13 protein-coding genes are annotated in these 17,172 nt (G+C 62.5%); 7 read left to right on the top strand and 6 right to left on the bottom strand.

From position 1 onward, the window contains the following. The first annotated feature begins 64 nt into the window (after positions 1–64). The 5 genes from PSH91_RS21275 to PSH91_RS21295 all read left to right on the top strand — a co-directional run bounded on the left by PSH91_RS21275 (position 65) and on the right by PSH91_RS21295 (position 7,185). A complete protein-coding gene (locus PSH91_RS21275; RefSeq protein WP_305466691.1) occupies positions 65–2,752 on the top strand; it encodes a TcfC E-set like domain-containing protein in 2,688 nt (895 codons plus the stop codon). Then, positions 2,749–3,894, top strand: coding sequence for a CfaE/CblD family pilus tip adhesin (locus PSH91_RS21280; RefSeq protein WP_305466693.1), 1,146 nt, complete (start codon positions 2,749–2,751; stop codon positions 3,892–3,894). The genes PSH91_RS21275 and PSH91_RS21280 overlap by 4 nt, the downstream gene beginning before the upstream one ends. A 298-nt stretch (positions 3,895–4,192) precedes the next feature. After that, entirely contained in the window at positions 4,193–5,512 is a 1,320-nt protein-coding gene (locus PSH91_RS21285) for an MFS transporter (RefSeq protein ID WP_047227120.1), read from the top strand. 302 nt (positions 5,513–5,814) lie between these two features. After that, positions 5,815–6,225 (top strand): heme utilization protein, encoded by a 411-nt coding sequence (locus PSH91_RS21290; protein WP_305466696.1) that lies wholly within the window; start codon positions 5,815–5,817, stop codon positions 6,223–6,225. A 339-nt stretch (positions 6,226–6,564) separates the two neighbouring features. Next, positions 6,565–7,185, top strand: coding sequence for a flavin reductase family protein (locus tag PSH91_RS21295; RefSeq protein WP_047230387.1), 621 nt, complete (start codon positions 6,565–6,567; stop codon positions 7,183–7,185). Positions 7,186–7,301: 116 nt separating this feature from the next. On the opposite strand, the gene PSH91_RS21300 is transcribed toward PSH91_RS21295, so the two are convergent. After that, complete coding sequence (locus tag PSH91_RS21300) at positions 7,302–7,547, bottom strand: hypothetical protein (RefSeq protein ID WP_047230388.1); 246 nt, start codon at positions 7,545–7,547, stop codon at positions 7,302–7,304. Positions 7,548–7,588: 41 nt separating this feature from the next. Next, on the bottom strand, positions 7,589–7,942 hold the full coding sequence (locus PSH91_RS21305) for a putative quinol monooxygenase (protein WP_305466700.1): 354 nt from the start codon (positions 7,940–7,942) through the stop codon (positions 7,589–7,591). Positions 7,943–8,269: 327 nt separating this feature from the next. On the opposite strand from PSH91_RS21305, the gene PSH91_RS21310 reads away from it, so the two are divergent. Beyond that, on the top strand, positions 8,270–9,199 hold the full coding sequence (locus PSH91_RS21310) for an AraC family transcriptional regulator (protein WP_047230390.1): 930 nt from the start codon (positions 8,270–8,272) through the stop codon (positions 9,197–9,199). 153 nt (positions 9,200–9,352) lie between these two features. On the opposite strand, the gene PSH91_RS21315 is transcribed toward PSH91_RS21310, so the two are convergent. Both PSH91_RS21315 and PSH91_RS21320 read right to left on the bottom strand, forming a co-directional pair. After that, positions 9,353–10,801 (bottom strand): aldehyde dehydrogenase family protein, encoded by a 1,449-nt coding sequence (locus PSH91_RS21315; protein WP_305466701.1) that lies wholly within the window; start codon positions 10,799–10,801, stop codon positions 9,353–9,355. After that, complete coding sequence (locus PSH91_RS21320; protein ID WP_305466702.1) at positions 10,798–12,435, bottom strand: 5-guanidino-2-oxopentanoate decarboxylase; 1,638 nt, start codon at positions 12,433–12,435, stop codon at positions 10,798–10,800. Before PSH91_RS21320 ends, PSH91_RS21315 begins: the two co-directional genes overlap by 4 nt. Positions 12,436–12,550: 115 nt before the next feature. Here PSH91_RS21320 and PSH91_RS21325 point away from each other — a divergent pair, with 115 nt between their 5' ends. Next, entirely contained in the window at positions 12,551–13,432 is an 882-nt protein-coding gene (locus PSH91_RS21325; RefSeq protein ID WP_305466703.1) for a LysR substrate-binding domain-containing protein, read from the top strand. Between the two features lie 178 nt (positions 13,433–13,610). Here PSH91_RS21325 and PSH91_RS21330 read toward each other — a convergent pair whose 3' ends face one another. Together PSH91_RS21330 and metE are read right to left on the bottom strand one after the other, a co-directional pair. Then, on the bottom strand, positions 13,611–14,630 hold the full coding sequence (locus PSH91_RS21330) for an alpha/beta fold hydrolase (protein WP_047230394.1): 1,020 nt from the start codon (positions 14,628–14,630) through the stop codon (positions 13,611–13,613). Between the two features lie 215 nt (positions 14,631–14,845). Beyond that, a complete protein-coding gene (gene metE, locus PSH91_RS21335; RefSeq protein WP_305466704.1) occupies positions 14,846–17,158 on the bottom strand; it encodes a 5-methyltetrahydropteroyltriglutamate--homocysteine S-methyltransferase in 2,313 nt (770 codons plus the stop codon). Positions 17,159–17,172 lie beyond the last annotated feature (14 nt).

Raw genomic sequence — 17,172 nt, forward strand, 5'->3', positions numbered from 1 at the left:
CACAACCGTTCCTCCCAAGGGGGTACGGCGTCGTCGTACCCCCTTTCCTGCATCAAGGCCACGTATGAAACGCCACTTCACAGCTATCTCCATCTCCCTTTCATGGGCGCTGGCCGAAGGCGCCTGGGCCGCGACCGACGCCTTGACTCAGGTGCCGGCCGGCTTCGAAGCCTTGGTCGAAGGACAGGTGGAACAGCTCGAACTACAACTGTTCAACCGCAATCTCGGCGTGCACCCGGTGCTGGTCCAGCCCGGCCGGATCGAATTCAAGCAACCTGAGCGCATCGCGGCCCTGCTGGTGGAAGCCGGCGTACTGGCCTCGCCTCAGGAACTGCTGCCATTACTGTCACAGCCCTTGCCCAGCAATAGCCAGTTGGCCTGCTCCTACGGCCTGGCCAGCGAGGCGAGTTGCGGCTATCTCGAAACCGAGGCAGTGGCCGTGATTCTCGACGAGGCCGGCGCCCGTCTCCAGGTCCTGCTGCGCAAGGACTGGCTGCCGACCAACGAGGCCTCGGCGCTGCGGCTGCATACACCGAGCGAGGCAGAGAATGCCCTCGTCCACCGGCAAAACATCAATATCGCCCAGTCCGACAGTTACCGCGCCCTGGGTGCCAGCGGCCTCGGCGCACTCGGCCTGGGAGAAAACAGTCACCTGGGGTTCACCTGGACCTATCAGGCCAACCAGAACAAGCGCGGCAGTGACAGCAACCTGGAATTCAACAACGCCTACTACCGGCGAGACTTCGACCGTGAACACTACGCACAGGCGGGACGCATGGACATGAGCAACCTGTCCAGCGCCGAAGGCGGCAACTTCAACTTCAGCCTGCTGCCCTTGGGCCGGATCGACGGCGCCCGTGTCGGCACCACCCTGGCCTACCTCAATCGCGACGTCGTCGGACAGGGCACGCCCATCCCCCTGATCCTGACCCAACGCGCCCGCGTCGATGCCTTTCGCGGCGAAGAACTGCTCTCCACTTCTTATCTGGATGCCGGTGTGCAGAACGTCGACACCCGAACCTTCCCCAACGGCAGTTATCCGGTGACCCTGCGGGTGATCGAAAACGGCCAGGTAACCCGTACCGAAACCGTGCCCTTCAGCCGCACCGACGGCAACGGCCTGGGGGATGACACCGTGCAATGGTTTTTACAGGGTGGGCGCACGGCCGAGCATTCCCTGTACGAACAAGATCCCGCCGCCGTGGCCCAGACCGGCCTGCGGGTACCGCTGCTCGATAACCTGGCGCTCACCAGCGCGATCACCTGGCTGGACACCGCGTTCTACAACGAAAGCCGCCTGGACTGGGCCGGCACGCTGGGCGCCAGCAGTTGGTCGCTGTCGGCCGCTCTCCTGGAGGGCAACGACGGGGCGAGCGGCAACAGCCAGCAGTTCACGTTCAACCATGGCCTGTCCTGGAACCTCTATCGCTACTCGCTGCGCAGCCCGTCCTGCGAGCACAACCGCCGCACCTACCAGCAGAGTGGCTGCAACGAATCGCTGACGGCCAGCGCATCGCTGCCGTTGGCCGGCGGCGCCCTCACCGCCGGCTATAGCTACAACCGTTATGCCCAGGTGAATCCGTCCTACTACTGGAACACGTTGCCCGGCGAGCCGGACCTGACCGACGAACTGACCACCGCCACCTGGGCCCGCACCCTGCAGGTGGGGTTCTCCCGCGGGCATCGCCTGGGCCAGTTCCACCTCACCCACCGCGTGGGCGCGTTTCGCAATCAGAGCGGCAATCGGCCGACCGACCACGGCCTGTACCTGAGCCTCAGTCTGTCCCATAACGAGCGCTCGACATCCGGTGGCTTCCGGCAGACCAGTGTCGGCCTGGACGCGCGCCGCGAGCAGGCCGCCAGCGACAGCGTCCGGACCAGCCTGGCCCATACCCGTGTCTGGGACAGCGAGCAAGGTCGCAACGAGATGAATACCGGGCTGGGTTACGACGACCTGGGCCGCTGGGACGCCGAACTGGCCGGGCGACTCGAACGTAGCTGGGGCGAAACGAGCCTGGCGATGTCACAGCGCGGCGGTGACCGGCATGATTCACGCCCTGGGCTCAGCGGCAACCACTCTTCCTCCCTGGCACTGGGGCGCGAAGGTTTCTTCTGGGGCCCCGGCCAGGGCGGCACAGGCCCTGGCGCCGCCGTCGGCATCGTCGCTGCGCCAATGGAAAACGCCACCGGCGCCGCGGCCAAGGTCAGTGGCGGCTACGGCGCCCAGACCAGCATCGGCTTCGGCGAGAAACGGCTGATTCCGATCAATGGCTTCGAGGTCTCCCAGACTCGCATCAGCGATGCCGATGCCTCGCGCCAGAACCTGAGCTCGGTGAATGTCGGCAACGGCAGCCGCGACTGGTTCCTGCCACCCGGCAAGCTGGCGGTGCAGCGCATCGAGTCCAGCCTCAGCTACACCTACATCGGACGCCTGGTGGACGCCCGGGGACAACCGCTGGCACAGGCGGCCATCCTCAACGCAGCGATGATGGAAACCGCCGAGGACGGCAGCTTCGTCGTCGATCTCAACAAGCCCCCGCAACCGTTGTTCGCCCTGGACCTGAACGGTGTGCATGCCTGCGCCGTGCAGTCGGCCACCGCTCGCAGCAGCTTGCGCCAGGTCGGCACGCTGACCTGCCAGAGCACCACCCTGGACGCTCTGCCCAGAGACCTGCGCGACCCCGACCGACTGGAACGCTGGACCGCGCGCCGCAGCGCCGCGTTATCGTCAGACAAGAGAAACCAGCCATGAATCTGATCTTTCACCGTTGGGCCCGTCGCCTTGGCGCACTGATTGGCGCGTTCGCTGCGCTACCGGCGCTCGGGGACATCCATCCCGGCAACTACTACCAATCCGAGATGCTCAGTTTCGACCGCTCGGCGCCACCCGCCGATCATTACGTTTGGCGGCGGATGATCCACGGCTGGCACGAACAGCCTGTGCCCCACTCAAGCTACACGACCATGCATTTTGTCTGTCTGTCCAACACCGATCCCGCAACAGGGCAGTGTCGGACCACCACCGGAGGAAGGCACGGCACCACCGATATACTGCTGCGATTCACGGAAAGACGCAGCGGACTCTCCGTGGTCCTGACCGTCAAAGGCAACATCACGCGCAGACACCCGCTCAACAGCCCCTGTGGGACATGGGGGACCGCCACCTGGATGCTGACGTCAACCTCATCTGATAACTGCGAAGGCATACCGGTGACGGGCACGGCCTCCACCCTCTGGATTCCTCGGTCAGAACTCGCCAAATTGCCTGCCGGTGGCATCTGGACGGCGCAATTGGTCATGAAGCTCAGGAGGTTCTACTCGCAGCCAATCGGAGACGCCCATATCTACACCGTCGATTTCAAGCTGGACGTGACCGATCACAATAACGTGCAGATCTACCTGCCCGCCCACGGCATCAGCACCCCGCAGGTGGACCTGAACCTGCGCACCCGCCCGTTGAGCAATGGCCCCGGCGGTATCGTCTCCGGCCAGGCTGTCGTCGATGCCTGCCTCTACGACGGCTACAACTCCAACAGCCAGCGTTTCGAGATGCGCGTCACCGACAAAAACCCCGTACCCGGCATGGCCGGACGCTTCTTCGTGCAGCACACCTCCGGGGGGACGGACGAGCGCAACCGTATCGAATACCGGGTACGCACCCGCACCGCCAACCTGGGCGAGACGCAGCATGTCTCAGGTCAACCGGTGACCTTTACCGGTATCAACAATGCCGATATCCGCGCCGTGCGCTTGCCCAACGTCCCCTTCCCGGTCGTGTGCACGCCCTGGCCGATCACCCTGGAGACACCACAGTTTCGGCAGATCGACAAGAACACCGGGCAATATCGGGGAGAGCTGAACCTGGAGTTCACGCCTTCAACCTCGTCGCCCTGAGCCTTTGGGTGTCGGTACTGGCGCCATCGCGAGCAGTGTCGCTCCCCACAGTGGACCTGCATACACAGAACCCTGTGGGAACGAGCCTGCTCGCGATGAGGCCAGCAGCCAAGCATGATGACCTTCAGAATGAGCGGATTCCCGCTCATTCCACAACCAAAATGAGCGCAAATCCGCTCACCCAGCACTCAAAACCCCTCTAGACCGGCCTTCTCCCACCTGGCACAGCTCCTGCTATAGCCCTGGCAGGCTGCGTTCCCACGCGCTCCACAAAAACAATTAAACGAAGGATCCTTCAATGGATAACTCCAACGCCCTTCCCCTCGGGTCGGCCGCCGCGCCCGCCCGTGAAAGAACCACTGCCAGCCGGATCAAATCGATTTTCAGCGGTTCGGTCGGCAACATGGTCGAGTGGTATGACTGGTACGTCTACGCCGCTTTCTCGCTGTACTTCGCCAAAGTATTTTTCCCGGCCGGGTCCTCCACCGCGCAACTGATGAAAACCGCCGCGATCTTCGCCGTGGGCTTCCTGATGCGCCCGATCGGTGGCTGGCTGATGGGCCTGTACGCAGATCGCGCCGGGCGCAAGGCGGCGCTGATGGCCTCGGTATACCTGATGTGCTTCGGCTCGCTGATCATCGCCCTGAGCCCCGGCTATGAAACCATCGGCGTCGGTGCCCCCATCCTGCTGGTAGTGGCCCGCTTGCTTCAGGGCCTATCGGTGGGCGGTGAATACGGCACCTCGGCAACCTATCTGAGCGAGATGGCCACCAAGGAACGTCGCGGCTTCTTCTCCAGCTTCCAGTACGTGACCCTGATCTCCGGCCAACTCATCGCCCTCGGCGTGCTGATCGTGTTGCAACGGTTTCTCACCACCGAAGAGCTGTATGCCTGGGGCTGGCGCATTCCATTCGCCATCGGCGCGTTGTGCGCGATAGTGGCGTTGTACCTGCGTCGCGGCATGGAAGAAACCGAGTCGTTCACCAAAAAGGAAAAAGCCAAGGAAAGCGCCATGCGCACCTTGATGCGCCATCCAAAAGAGTTGATGACTGTGGTCGGCCTGACCATGGGCGGCACCCTGGCGTTCTACACCTACACCACCTACATGCAGAAATACCTGGTGAACACGGTCGGCATGAGCATTTCCGACTCCACCACCATTTCCGCCGCCACCCTGTTCCTGTTCATGTGCCTGCAACCTTTGATCGGCGGTTTGTCGGACAAGGTCGGTCGGCGGCCGATCCTGATCGCCTTCGGCATCCTGGGGACGCTGTTCACCGTACCGATCCTGACCACCCTGCACACCATCCAGACCTGGTGGGGCGCGTTCTTCCTGATCATGGCGGCGCTGATCATCGTCAGCGGCTACACCTCGATCAACGCCGTGGTCAAAGCCGAGCTGTTCCCCACCGAGATCCGCGCCCTGGGCGTCGGTTTGCCGTACGCCTTGACCGTATCGATCTTCGGCGGCACCGCTGAATACATCGCCCTGTGGTTCAAGAGCATCGGCATGGAAACCGGCTACTACTGGTACGTGACGGCGTGCATCGCCGTGTCGCTGCTGGTCTACATCACCATGAAAGACACCCGCAAGCATTCGCGGATCTTGACCGACTGACCCGCGCACACGCACACACGAAAGGGGCGAACCTGTACGGGTTCGCCCCTTTTTTTGTGCTTCGTGTCTGAAGATTTATCCGACATTAATCTCTGGTTAATGCCCGCCCTACATCCTCATCCTCACCAAAACGCTGTTCGGGTACGCCGGTGATGACATTTATCGCCGATCAGTAACAACGAGCAACCAATCGATAAATACGATTTGTTTGAGCGTTTTTTTGCGCTTTTTAATCGATTTAACAAGCGTAATATGAATTCCACACCCAAGGCGATCAACGCCAACCACTTCGGAGAACGACCATGAAAACCAAACTGATCCTCGCCCTGACCCTGTCCGTACTGGCCGCCAACACCTTCGCCGCCGATGGCTTCGACCGCACTCAGTCGGCCATTGCCGCTGACGGTTACGACCGCACCGGCGCTGCCACCGTTGCCGCCGACGGCTTCGACCGCACCGGCTCCAACGCTATCGCTGAAGACGGCTTTGACCGCACTGGCTCGAACGCTATCGCTGAAGACGGCTTCGACCGCACTGGCTCGAACGCTATCGCTGAAGACGGCTTCGACCGCACTGGCTCGAACGCTATCGCTGAAGACGGCTTCGACCGCACTGGCTCGAACGCTATCGCTGAAGACGGCTTCGACCGCACTGGCTCGAACGCTATCGCTGAAGACGGCTATGACCGCACCAACACCGCCTCTCTCAGCTAATCCCAACGAGGCTCTCTCACAGCCCGGCTTCGGCCGGGCTTAGTTGTTTTTGGGGTACAGGAAAACGGTCAGCCTCAAGCCCAACACAAACGTGGTCTCACTGAAGAACAAATTGTGGGAGCGAGCCTGCTCGCGAAAAGGTCAGCACATTCAACCCCTACGTCGCCTGCTACACCGTCATCGCGAGCAGGCTCGCTCCCACAGGATTGTGTGGCAGACGAAAGTTCCGTGAACCCTGAAGAGCAAATGAGTGAGCAGGCTTGCCAGGTGCTGACAAAAACAGTCGCCCCCTGCACTATCCACGACATCCTCAAAATCCATCCCTAGGACCCTCGCCTCATGCCCGACGACATCCACTACTACGAACCCGCCCACGGCCACGGCCTGCCCCACGACCCGTTCAATGCCATCGTCGGCCCACGCCCCATCGGCTGGATTTCCTCCCAGGACGCCGAAGGGCACCTGAACCTGGCGCCCTACAGTTTTTTCAACGCCTTCAACTACATTCCGCCGATCATCGGCTTCTGCAGCGTCGGGCGCAAAGACAGCCTGAACAACATCGAACAGACCGGCGAATTCGCCTGGAACCTGGCGACACGCCCGTTGGCCGAGCAGATGAACCAGAGCTGCGCCATGGTCGCGCCAAAGGTCAATGAATTCGAACTGGCCGGTTTGACGCCAGCGCCATCACGGGTGATCCAGGTGCCACGCGTGGCGCAAAGCCCGGTGTCCTTCGAATGCAAGGTCACCCAGATCATCCAGTTGCAGCGCGCGGACAAGGCATTGGTGCCCAGTTGGCTGATTCTCGGCGAGGTGGTCGCCGTGCATATCGCCAAATGGTTGTTGAAGGATGGGGTATACGACACCGCCGCCGCCGAGCCGATTTTGCGCGGCGGCGGGCCGGCGGATTATTTCCAGCTGGGTCCCGAGGCGCTGTTCAAGATGCACCGTCCTCAATAGCAGTGCACAGACACAGCGTTTATCTGTGAGAGCAAGGCTTGCCCGCGATGAAGACAACGCAGCCTGTCTTTTGAACCGAGGTGACTGCATCGCGGGCAAGCCCTGCTCCCACAACGTTAATCTCGCGGGTTCCAGATCAGCTCGCCCTCATCGCCCACACCCTTGAGATGAGTCAACTCAATGGCCGCCGCCGAGTCGGCATCAGTGGCCGTCTTGAACGTCTGATCTTCAAGCACCTTGTTAAAACGCGGCGCACCGGAACCACCAATGGCTTTGGTGGCAATCGCCGCGTAGTAGCCGCCGCCCTCTTTGGGGACGACCGCGGAAACAGCTTCGAAGGTTTCAAAGGCTTTACGTGCCATATTGCGCATCCTGGCGATGGAAAATGACGCTCATTAAACCTTCAACCCGCCAGTTTGTGTACCTTCGCCAGGCACCCTTCGGTCGCCTGGGCGGCGGACACTTCCCGGAAGGTGTGGAAATCCAGGCTGCTCACCACCAGGTCCTGTACCAGCTCGGCGAAGATCACCATGGCCGGTGAGTTGAAATAAGCATCCATCGCCTGTTGATTGACCCAGAGCCCGGACACCAGCCACAGATCGGCGTCGCATTGCGATTGCTGCAAGGCAAAATGCAGGCATCCGGGAGCCTGGCGCGAAGGCGCGATCAGCGTACTCAGGCGTGCACCCAATGGCTTGGAGCAACCGGAACGGGCCCGCACAAAGGCCATATGACTGACGGGGATCTGTGTAGACATGTTCAACCCTCCCAGGTAATCCGTTGTGCAGCCCGGGACAGGCTGCGACAGGATCAAAGGTTAAGCGTCACGACACCAGGCTCGTTAGTCGATTCCTGCCGACCCATTGCACGATCCTGCGCGAAAGCGGGACCCAATCGGTCCTTCATCCGCGAGGATCCGGGAAAGTTGAAACAAAAGGTTTCAAGCAAGTTTTTGTCACATTAAGCCATGGTGAATCGATGCACCGTGCAGGATCAGGCAAGCTTTCGACAGGATGTGGCTACCACTGCAACTTGCACAAACATAAGCTCTGCTCATCGCTCCCCCTTTCCCGAGGATTCCGGCATGTCGCCGCTTGACCACGCCCACGTCCCGCTGGACACGTATCTGGAACAACAGCGCGCCGAACTGGCGTCGATCATCGCCCGCAATACCAGTGAAGACGGCAACTACGCCACAGCCATCGACTCGCTGAATCTGTCGCGCCACAGTCAAGCCCATCAATTCGCACCGGTGCTGGCGCGACCGGCGCTGTGCATCATGGCCCAGGGCAGCAAGCAGGTGCGCCTGGCGGATGAGTTGTTCAACTACGACCCGCTCCATTACCTGGTGGTCTCGGTCTCGATGCCCCTGAGTGGTTGCATCGCCAGCGTCTCGCCCGATCAGCCGATCCTGGCCCTGCGCCTGGACATCGATCCGGCGGAAATCACCGCGCTGATTGCCGACGCGGGCCCCCTCGGCGTACCGACGCGCCCCACCGGTCGCGGCCTGTATGTAGAACGCTTGGACACGCCGATGCTCGACGCCGTGTTGCGCCTGACGCGCTTGCTCGACAGCCCGAAAGACATCGCCATGCTCGCGCCCTTGGTGCGCCGGGAGATTCTGTACCGCCTGCTGCGCAGCCCTCAGGGCTATCGGCTGTACGAAATCGCCATTACCAACAGTCAGAGCCATCGCATCAGCCAGGCGATCAAATGGCTCAATGGCCATTTCGAGCAACCGTTGCGCATCGATGACCTGGCCCGGGAAGTGAACCTCAGCGTCTCGACCCTGCATCACCGCTTCAAGGCCATGACGGCCATGAGCCCGCTGCAATACCAGAAACAACTGCGCCTTCAGGAAGCCCGGCGACTGATGCTGGCCGAAGGGCTGGAAGCTTCGGCGGCGGGGTATCGGGTGGGGTATGAAAGCCCTTCGCAGTTCAGCCGCGAGTACAGCCGCCTGTTCGGCGCGCCGCCGCTGCGGGATCTGGCGCGGTTGCGGATGACCGTCTGAGCTGATTTTTGGGTTGGCTGTGCCGGCCTCATCGCGAGCAAGCTCGCTCCCACAAGGGCTCTGTGTTGAACACAAATTCTCCGTTCACCCAGATCAACTGTGGGAGCGAGCCTGCTCGCGATGGGGCCAGTAAAGACAGCCCACTTCTAGCATTCAAACCTCCCGCACCACATGCTTGATCTCCTGAAACGCCGCCAGCCCCCAAGGCCCCAACTCGCGGCCCATGCTGCTCTGCTTGTAACCACCCCACGCCGCCTGGGGAAAGATCACTTGGGGGGCGTTGATCCACACCAGTCCCGCCTGCAGTGCATTGGCCACCTGTTCGGCAACTTCGGTATCGCGACTGACGACACTGGCCACCAGGCCGAAACGGCTGTCATTGGCCAGGGCAATCGCTTGCTCCAGGGAGGTGAAACGGCGCACACACAGCACCGGCCCGAAGATTTCTTCGCACCACAGCTCGCTGTCCACCGGCACGTCGGTGAAGACTGTCGGCTGTAGAAAATAGCCGCGCGGCAAATGCGCGGGGCGTTGTCCGCCGCACACCAGCGTCGCCCCGGCGCTCAAGCCCCGGTCGATATGCCCAAGCACGCGTTGGTATTGCGCCTGGTTGACCAGCGCGCCCATCTCCACGTCAGGGTCAAACGGGTCAGCCACGCGAATCGCTTCGGCGCGAGTCTTGAGCCGTTGCAGGAACTCGTCGGCCAGCTCATCGGCGACCAGCACGCGACTGGTGGCCGAGCACATTTGTCCGGCGTTGAAGAAACCGCCACCACAGGCCAGCTCCACCGCCAGCTCCAGATCAGCGTCGGCCAGCACCAGCAGCGACGACTTGCCACCCAATTCCAGGCTCACGCCCTTCACCGTTTCCGCCGCCCGTTGCATCACCTGCACCCCCACCGCATTGCTGCCGGTAAAGGAAATCTTCGCCACGCGCGGATCTGTCGCCAGCGGCGCGCCCACGGCCAGCCCCGTGCCGCAGATCAGGTTGAACACGCCGTGGGGTAAGCCGCACTCGGCGATGATCGACGCCAGTTCCAACTCCGGCAGCGGTGTCACCTCCGAAGGTTTGAGCACCACACAACAGCCGGCAGCCAAGGCCGGGGCGAGCTTCCAGGCGGTGGTGACCATCGGGAAATTCCACGGCACGATCAAGCCCACCACACCGCAGGGTTCGCGGCGCAGGCGTGCCCTGAAGTCATCGCTGGGCAATGCCAGTGGGCTGTCCTGCCGGGCGTCCAGCCCTTCGGCCAGTTCGGCGTAATACTCGAAGGTGGCGACCACGTCGTCGACATCGATGGCCGCTTCGAACAGGGGTTTGCCGTTATTGCTCGATTGCAGATGCATCAAGCGCTCACGAGCGGCCCGCACGCCGGCGGCGATACGGCGCAGAAGCGCCCCGCGCTCGGCGCCGGTGGTGTTCGACCATTGCGCCAAAGCCTGGGTCGCCGCGTTCAAGGCCTGATCGACGGCGCGCTCATCGCCGCCATTGACCGTGGTCAGCAGCGCCTCGGTGACCGGGTTGATCACCCGCAAATGCTGATCGCCCGATGACCATTGGCCGTTGATGTACAGGCCGTCCTGGGTGGTGGGGAAACTCATTGGGCCACCCCCAGCATCCAGCGCGCCTGATCGATTTCGATCAGGGTCGGGCCCTGGCGGTCGTGGGCCTCCAGCAATGCGGCGCGCAATGGCGCCACGCCGTCGACCGCCTGTGCAAAGCAGCCCAGGGCCTTGGCCACGCCAATGAAATCCGGGGTGTAGATGTCCACGCCCACCGGTTCAATGGCGCGGTTGACCATGTATTTCTTGATCTCTTCGTAACCCTGGTTATTCCACAGCAGCACGATCACTGGCACGCCTGCTTCCACGGCGCTGGCCAGCTCCGGCAGGGTGAACTGCAAGCCGCCATCACCGATCAGGCACACCACGGGCGGGCGCCCCTTACCCGAATCGATGCCGCCGAGCCAGGCGCCGATGGCCGCCGGCAAGGCATAGCCGAGGGTGCCGTAGCCGGTGGAAGCATTGAACCAGCGACGTGGATGTTCCGGGTTGAAGGTCAGGTTGCCGGTGTACACCGGTTGTGTGGAGTCACCGACGAATACCGCGTCGGGCAAGGCCTGCAAAACCGTGTCGATGAACAAGGTCTGCGCGCGGGTCGCGACGTCCCAGTCCCGGTCCAGATCCGCCCGTAACCGCGCGGCACGCACCTGGCCCCAATCGCTGTTGCGCTGGGTCAGGGATTGTTGCTTCAACCCATCGAGCAAGGCCTGGCTGGCGCTGCGGGCATCGGCCACCAGCGCCAGGTGCGGCGGGTAGTTGCGCACGGTCTGGTCCGGGTCGATGTCGATGCGTAGCAATGCACCGGGGATTTCGAAGCCACCGGCGAAGGTGATGTCGTAGTCGGTCTCGGCCAGCTCCGTGCCGATGGCCAGTACCACATCGGCCTCAGCCACCAGTGCGCGGGTGGCCACCAGGCTTTGCGTGGAGCCGATCAGCAGAGGATGACGGGACGGCAACAAGCCTTTGGCGTTGATGGTCAATGCCACGGGGGCGCCGAGGCATTCAGCCAGTTCGGTCAGTTCGCGGGCGGCATCAATGGCACCGCCACCGGCCAGGATCAGCGGCCGTCGGGCCTTCGCCAGCATCGCCGACATCTGCGTCACGGCACTCGGCGCGGCCCCGGCACGGCTGATGTTCACTGGCGTGGTGGCGAGCAAGGCATCGGCGTCTTCGACCAGAACGTCCAACGGAATTTCAATGTGCACCGGCCGCGGGCGACCGGCCTGGAACAAGGCGAAAGCCCGGGCCAGCACTCCCGGCAACTCGGCGGCGGACATCAGCGTGTGGGAAAACGCCGCCACGCCACTCACCAACGCGCTCTGGTTCGGCAGTTCATGGAGTTTGCCGCGCCCGCCGCCCAACTGGCTGCGCGACTGCACGCTGGAGATCACCAGCATCGGGATCGAATCGGCGTAGGCCTGGCCCATGGCGGTGGTGATGTTGGTCATGCCGGGGCCGGTGATGATGAAGCACACACCGGGCTTGCCGCTGACGCGGGCGTAGCCATCGGCCATGAAGCCGGCGCCCTGTTCGTGACGCGGCGTCACATGGCGGATGCTGGAACGGGCCAGCCCACGATACAACTCGACGGTGTGCACGCCGGGAATCCCGAACACCTGCTCCACGCCATAACCTTCGAGTAACTTGACCAATACTTCGCCGCACGTCGCCATTGCCACTGACCTTCTTGTTTTCGGGGAATGGCGTTATTGGAACGGCCAGGCCATAGCCGCAACAATGGATAAAAAGTCATACTAGCCATGTCCCTACATCATGGCTCGATTCCAAATGAAACGACTTCCTCCGCTCCCGGCGCTGCACACGTTTCTGATCACCGCCCAGTGCTGCAACTTCACCCGGGCGGCGGAACAGTTGCACATCACCCAGGGCGCGGTGAGCCGGCAGATCGCCGGGCTGGAGGAGCATTTGGGTTACCCGCTGTTCCTGCGTCAGGCACGGGGCCTGAGCCTGACGCCGCAGGGACAGGCGTGGTTGCCACGGGTGCAACAGGTGTTCGGCCTGATCGCGGAAGCGGTGGAGCAGATCGGCGAGAAACGCCAGAGCGTGCGACTCAAGGCGCCGACCTGCGTGCTGCGCTGGCTGATGCCGCGTTTGCTGCAATGGCAAAAGGTACGACCGGACATACCGGTGGAGTTGACCACCACCGTCCGCCACGGCGTGGATTTCCAGCGCGAAACCTTCGACGCCGCGGTGGTCTATGGGCCGCCGCCCGCGCCTTCATTGACGAGCCTGCACTTGTTCGACGAACAACTGACACCGGTGTGTTCGCGTCCACTGCTTGAAGGTCCGGTGCCGCTGCGCTCACCCGCCGACCTGCAACACCATCTGCTGCTTCATCCCACCAGTGACGAGCGCGACTGGAACGCTTGGCTGGAGGCTGCGCAGGTGCAACTGAGCAACGTCAGCAAAGGCCAGCATTTCGAAACCCTGGACCTGGCGATGTCCATGGCCTCCCAAAGCACGGGCGTGGCGATTGGCGACTGGTCGCTGATCGGCGACGACCTGAACGCCGGGCGACTGGTGATGCCCTTCGAACTGAAGGTCAGGACCGGGTTGGCCTATCATCTGGTGTATCCGCGCAAGCCCGGAGCGTCGGAGCAGTTGCAGGCGCTGATGGAGTGGTTGGTGGAGCAGGCGCAGACGCGGTAGATGTTTCACCGCAAGCCCCCTGTGGCGAGGGGATTTATCCCCGCTGGACTGCGCAGCAGGCCCCAAGCAATCGAACATGATCAGCCTGACATACCGAGGCGCCAGTTTTGGGGTCGCTTCGCAACCCAGCGGGGATAAATCCCCTCGCCACAGATCAGTCCCCTTATCACGGGAAAAGCTACAGCAGATTCGGCACCTGCACCGGCTCGATCTGCGCCCAATGCGAGGTGTCTTCGCGATGCTGCTGCAAGTAGGGCAACACCGCCCCCAGCAACGGTTCCTTGAACGCGTCTTGAAACCGGTGGGCAAGGCCCGGTATCAGCTTCAGACGGCTGCCGCGGATGTGCGCCGCCAGGTGCACGCCGTGCATCACCGGCAACAACGGGTCGGCGGTGCCGTGAACCACCAGGGTCGGCACGCGCAGTTGATTGAGCAGCGCCACCCGGCTCGGCTCGGCCATGATCGCCATGATCTGGCGTTGCACGCCTTCGGGGTTGAAGGCCCGGTCATAGGCCTGGGCGGCCTGATGCAACAGTGCTTGACGATCATCCACCACCATCGGACTGCCCAGGGCGGCCAGCAGATCGGCCTGTTGTTCCAGGGCCACTTCACGATTCGGCGCACTGCGCCGGGACAACAGCTGCACCAGGGTTTCGCTGGGTGCCGGCAGGCCTTCGGCACCCGAGCTGGTCATGATCAGGGTCAGGCTCTCCACCCGCTGCGGCGCCATGGCCGCCATGTGCTGGGCGATCATCCCGCCCATGCTCACCCCCAGTACGTGAAAGCTTTGCACCTGCAACGCGTCCATCAACCCCAAGCCGTCGTCGGCCATGTCGGTCAAGGTGTAGGGAGCGGCCACGGGCAGGCCCAGCTTGTAGCGCAAGGCTTCAAAGGCCAGGTTGGCGCTGCCGGGCGCCTGACGCCAGGCGGACAAGCCCACGTCGCGGTTGTCGTAGCGAATCACCCGAAAGCCCTGCTCGCACAGGGCCGCCACCACCTCGTCCGGCCAATGTATCAACTGCCCGCCCAAGCCCATCACCAGCAACAACGCCGGGTCGGAGGCACGGCCGATGCTCTGGTACGCCAGACTGACCTGATCCAGATCGACCCGTTGGGTCGCAACGTTGACATCACATCGAGAAGCCGCAATCGACGGCAGGCCGAACAACAACGCGGCCAGAAAGATAAATACACGCATGAAGAAACACCAAAACGCAGAACCCCAGTAGAGCGCGAGTCTGATGAAGTTTGTTCAAGCGCGCTGCCACAGTTGCGTGACAGTTTGATGAAGATTGCCGAATGGTCGCTCCACCCGGTCAAATGAAGCAAAGCAGAGCACTCCCCCTGACCTGTGGCGAGGGGATTTATCCCCTCGCCACAGGTCAGGTGCATGCCTGTAAGAGTATTCGGGCTTCAGGCCAACTGACTGCGCAACTGCCGCGCCGCCGCCACCATGTTCACCAGCGCCGCCTCTGTCTCCGGCCACGCCCGGGTCTTCAGGCCGCAATCGGGGTTGACCCACAGCCGGTCCGCCGCAATCCGCTTCACCGCCTTGCTCATCAACGCCACCATCTCGGCCGTGTCCGGCACCCGTGGCGAGTGGATGTCGTAGACGCCCGGGCCGATATCGTTGGGATACTCAAACACTTCGAAAGCCTCCAGCAACTCCATGTCCGAACGCGAGGTTTCAATAGTGATGACATCGGCGTCCATGTCGGCGATGGCCTTGATCACATCATTGAATTCGCTGTAGCACATGTGGGTGTGGATCTGGGTTTCGTCGCTTACACCCGATGCGCTCAAGCGGAAGGCCTCCACGGCCCAGTCCAGGTACGCCTGCCATTGCCCGCGTCGCAGGGGCAGGCCTTCGCGGAATGCAGCTTCGTCGATCTGCACGATTTTGATCCCGGCCTTTTCCAGGTCCTGCACTTCGTCACGCAGGGCCAGGGCCAGTTGTTGCGCCTGGACCTGACGCGAGACGTCCTCGCGAGGGAACGACCACATCAGCATGGTCACGGGGCCGGTGAGCATGCCCTTCATCACCTTGTCGGTCAGGCTTTGGGCGTAGCGGATCCAGTCGACGGTCATCGCTTTCGGCCGGCTGATGTCGCCGTAGATGATTGCCGGCTTCACACAACGCGAACCGTAGCTCTGGACCCAGCCGAAACGGGTGAAGGCGTAGCCGTCCAGTTGCTCGGCGAAATATTCCACCATGTCGTTGCGCTCGGCCTCGCCATGTACCAGCACATCCAGGCCCAAGCGTTCCTGGATCTGCACGGCATGGCGGATCTCAGTGTGCATGGCGTCCTGATAATCGTTGGCCGACAGCTTGCCTTGCTTGTAGGCCTGGCGCGCCAGGCGAATCGCCGAAGTCTGCGGGAATGAACCGATGGTGGTGGTGGGAAAGGCCGGCAGTTTCAGACGGGCGCGCTGCTGCTCCATGCGCTGGGCAAACGGCGAGCGCCGCTGGCTGTCCTGTGGTCGTATCGCGGCGAGGCGGGCCTGAACCTCGGCTTTGTGAATGCGTGTCGAGCCGGCACAACGAGCATGCACGTCACGGCTGTCGGCCAAGGCGTGTTGCACACCGGGTGCCTGGGGATCGTTGAGCGCATCGCGCAGTACCGCCACTTCACCGCATTTCTGCACGGCAAAGGCCAGCCAGCTCTTGAGTTCAGGGTCCAGTCGGTCTTCACGCTCCAGGTCCACGGGGCTGTGCAACAGTGAGCAAGAGGTGCTGACCCAGAGGTTGTCGCCAAAACGCTCCTGGGCCGGCTGCAATTGCGCCAGCGCCTGTTCCAGTTCACAGCGCCAGACGTTGCGGCCATTGACCAACCCCACCGACAGGATTTTGTAGGTCGGCAGGCGATCGAGCACCTGACCCAGTTGTTCCGGCGCCCGTACCGCGTCGATGTGCAAACCGTCCACCGGCAGGCTCACCGCCAGGCCGAGGTTGTCTTCCAGACCACTGAAATAAGTCGCCACCAGCTTTTTCAACGGCGAATACTGAAGGATGTGATAGGCCCGCTCGAACGCGCTTTTCCAGGCCAGGGGCAGGTCGAGGGTGAGGATCGGCTCGTCGATCTGCACCCATTCCACGCCCTGGGCCTTGAGGCGATTGAGGATTTCACCGTAGACCGGCAACAGACGCTCGAGCAGGTCGAGCTTGTCGAAGTCCTCGCCCTTGGCCTTGCCCAGCCACAGATACGTCAAAGGGCCGATGATCACCGGTTTGACCTGATGTCCCAGGGCATGGGCCTCGTCCACTTCCTCGAACAGTTGCTCCCAACTCAGGGCGAAGCGCTGGTCGGCGGAAAACTCCGGGACCAGATAGTGGTAGTTGGTGTCGAACCACTTGGTCAGTTCCTGAGCGTATTGGGCTTGCCCGTGATCAGCTCCGCAGCAGGCAGCGGTGGCGCCTCGGGCCATGGCGAACAGGGTGTCGAGGGTCGGCTTGGCCTGAGCATCGAGGGTGTTGTGGAATCGCGACGGGACGGCACCCAGGGTCAAAGTGTGGCTGAGCACCTGGTCGTACCAGGCGAAATCACCGACCGGCAGCAGGTCGATGCCGGCCTCTTTCTGCAGTTGCCAGTGCCGGGCCCGCAATTCACGGCCCACCGCTTGCAGCGCGGCCGGTGCCAGGTCGCCCTTCCAGTAGGCTTCGAGGGCTTTTTTCAGTTCGCGGTCGGCGCCGATGCGGGGAAAACCTAAGGTGTGGGCCAGGGCCATGGTGTGTGTCCTCC

It is taken from the genome of Pseudomonas sp. FP1154 (genome assembly GCF_030687245.1).
Lineage (GTDB): Bacteria > Pseudomonadota > Gammaproteobacteria > Pseudomonadales > Pseudomonadaceae > Aquipseudomonas > Aquipseudomonas rhizophila.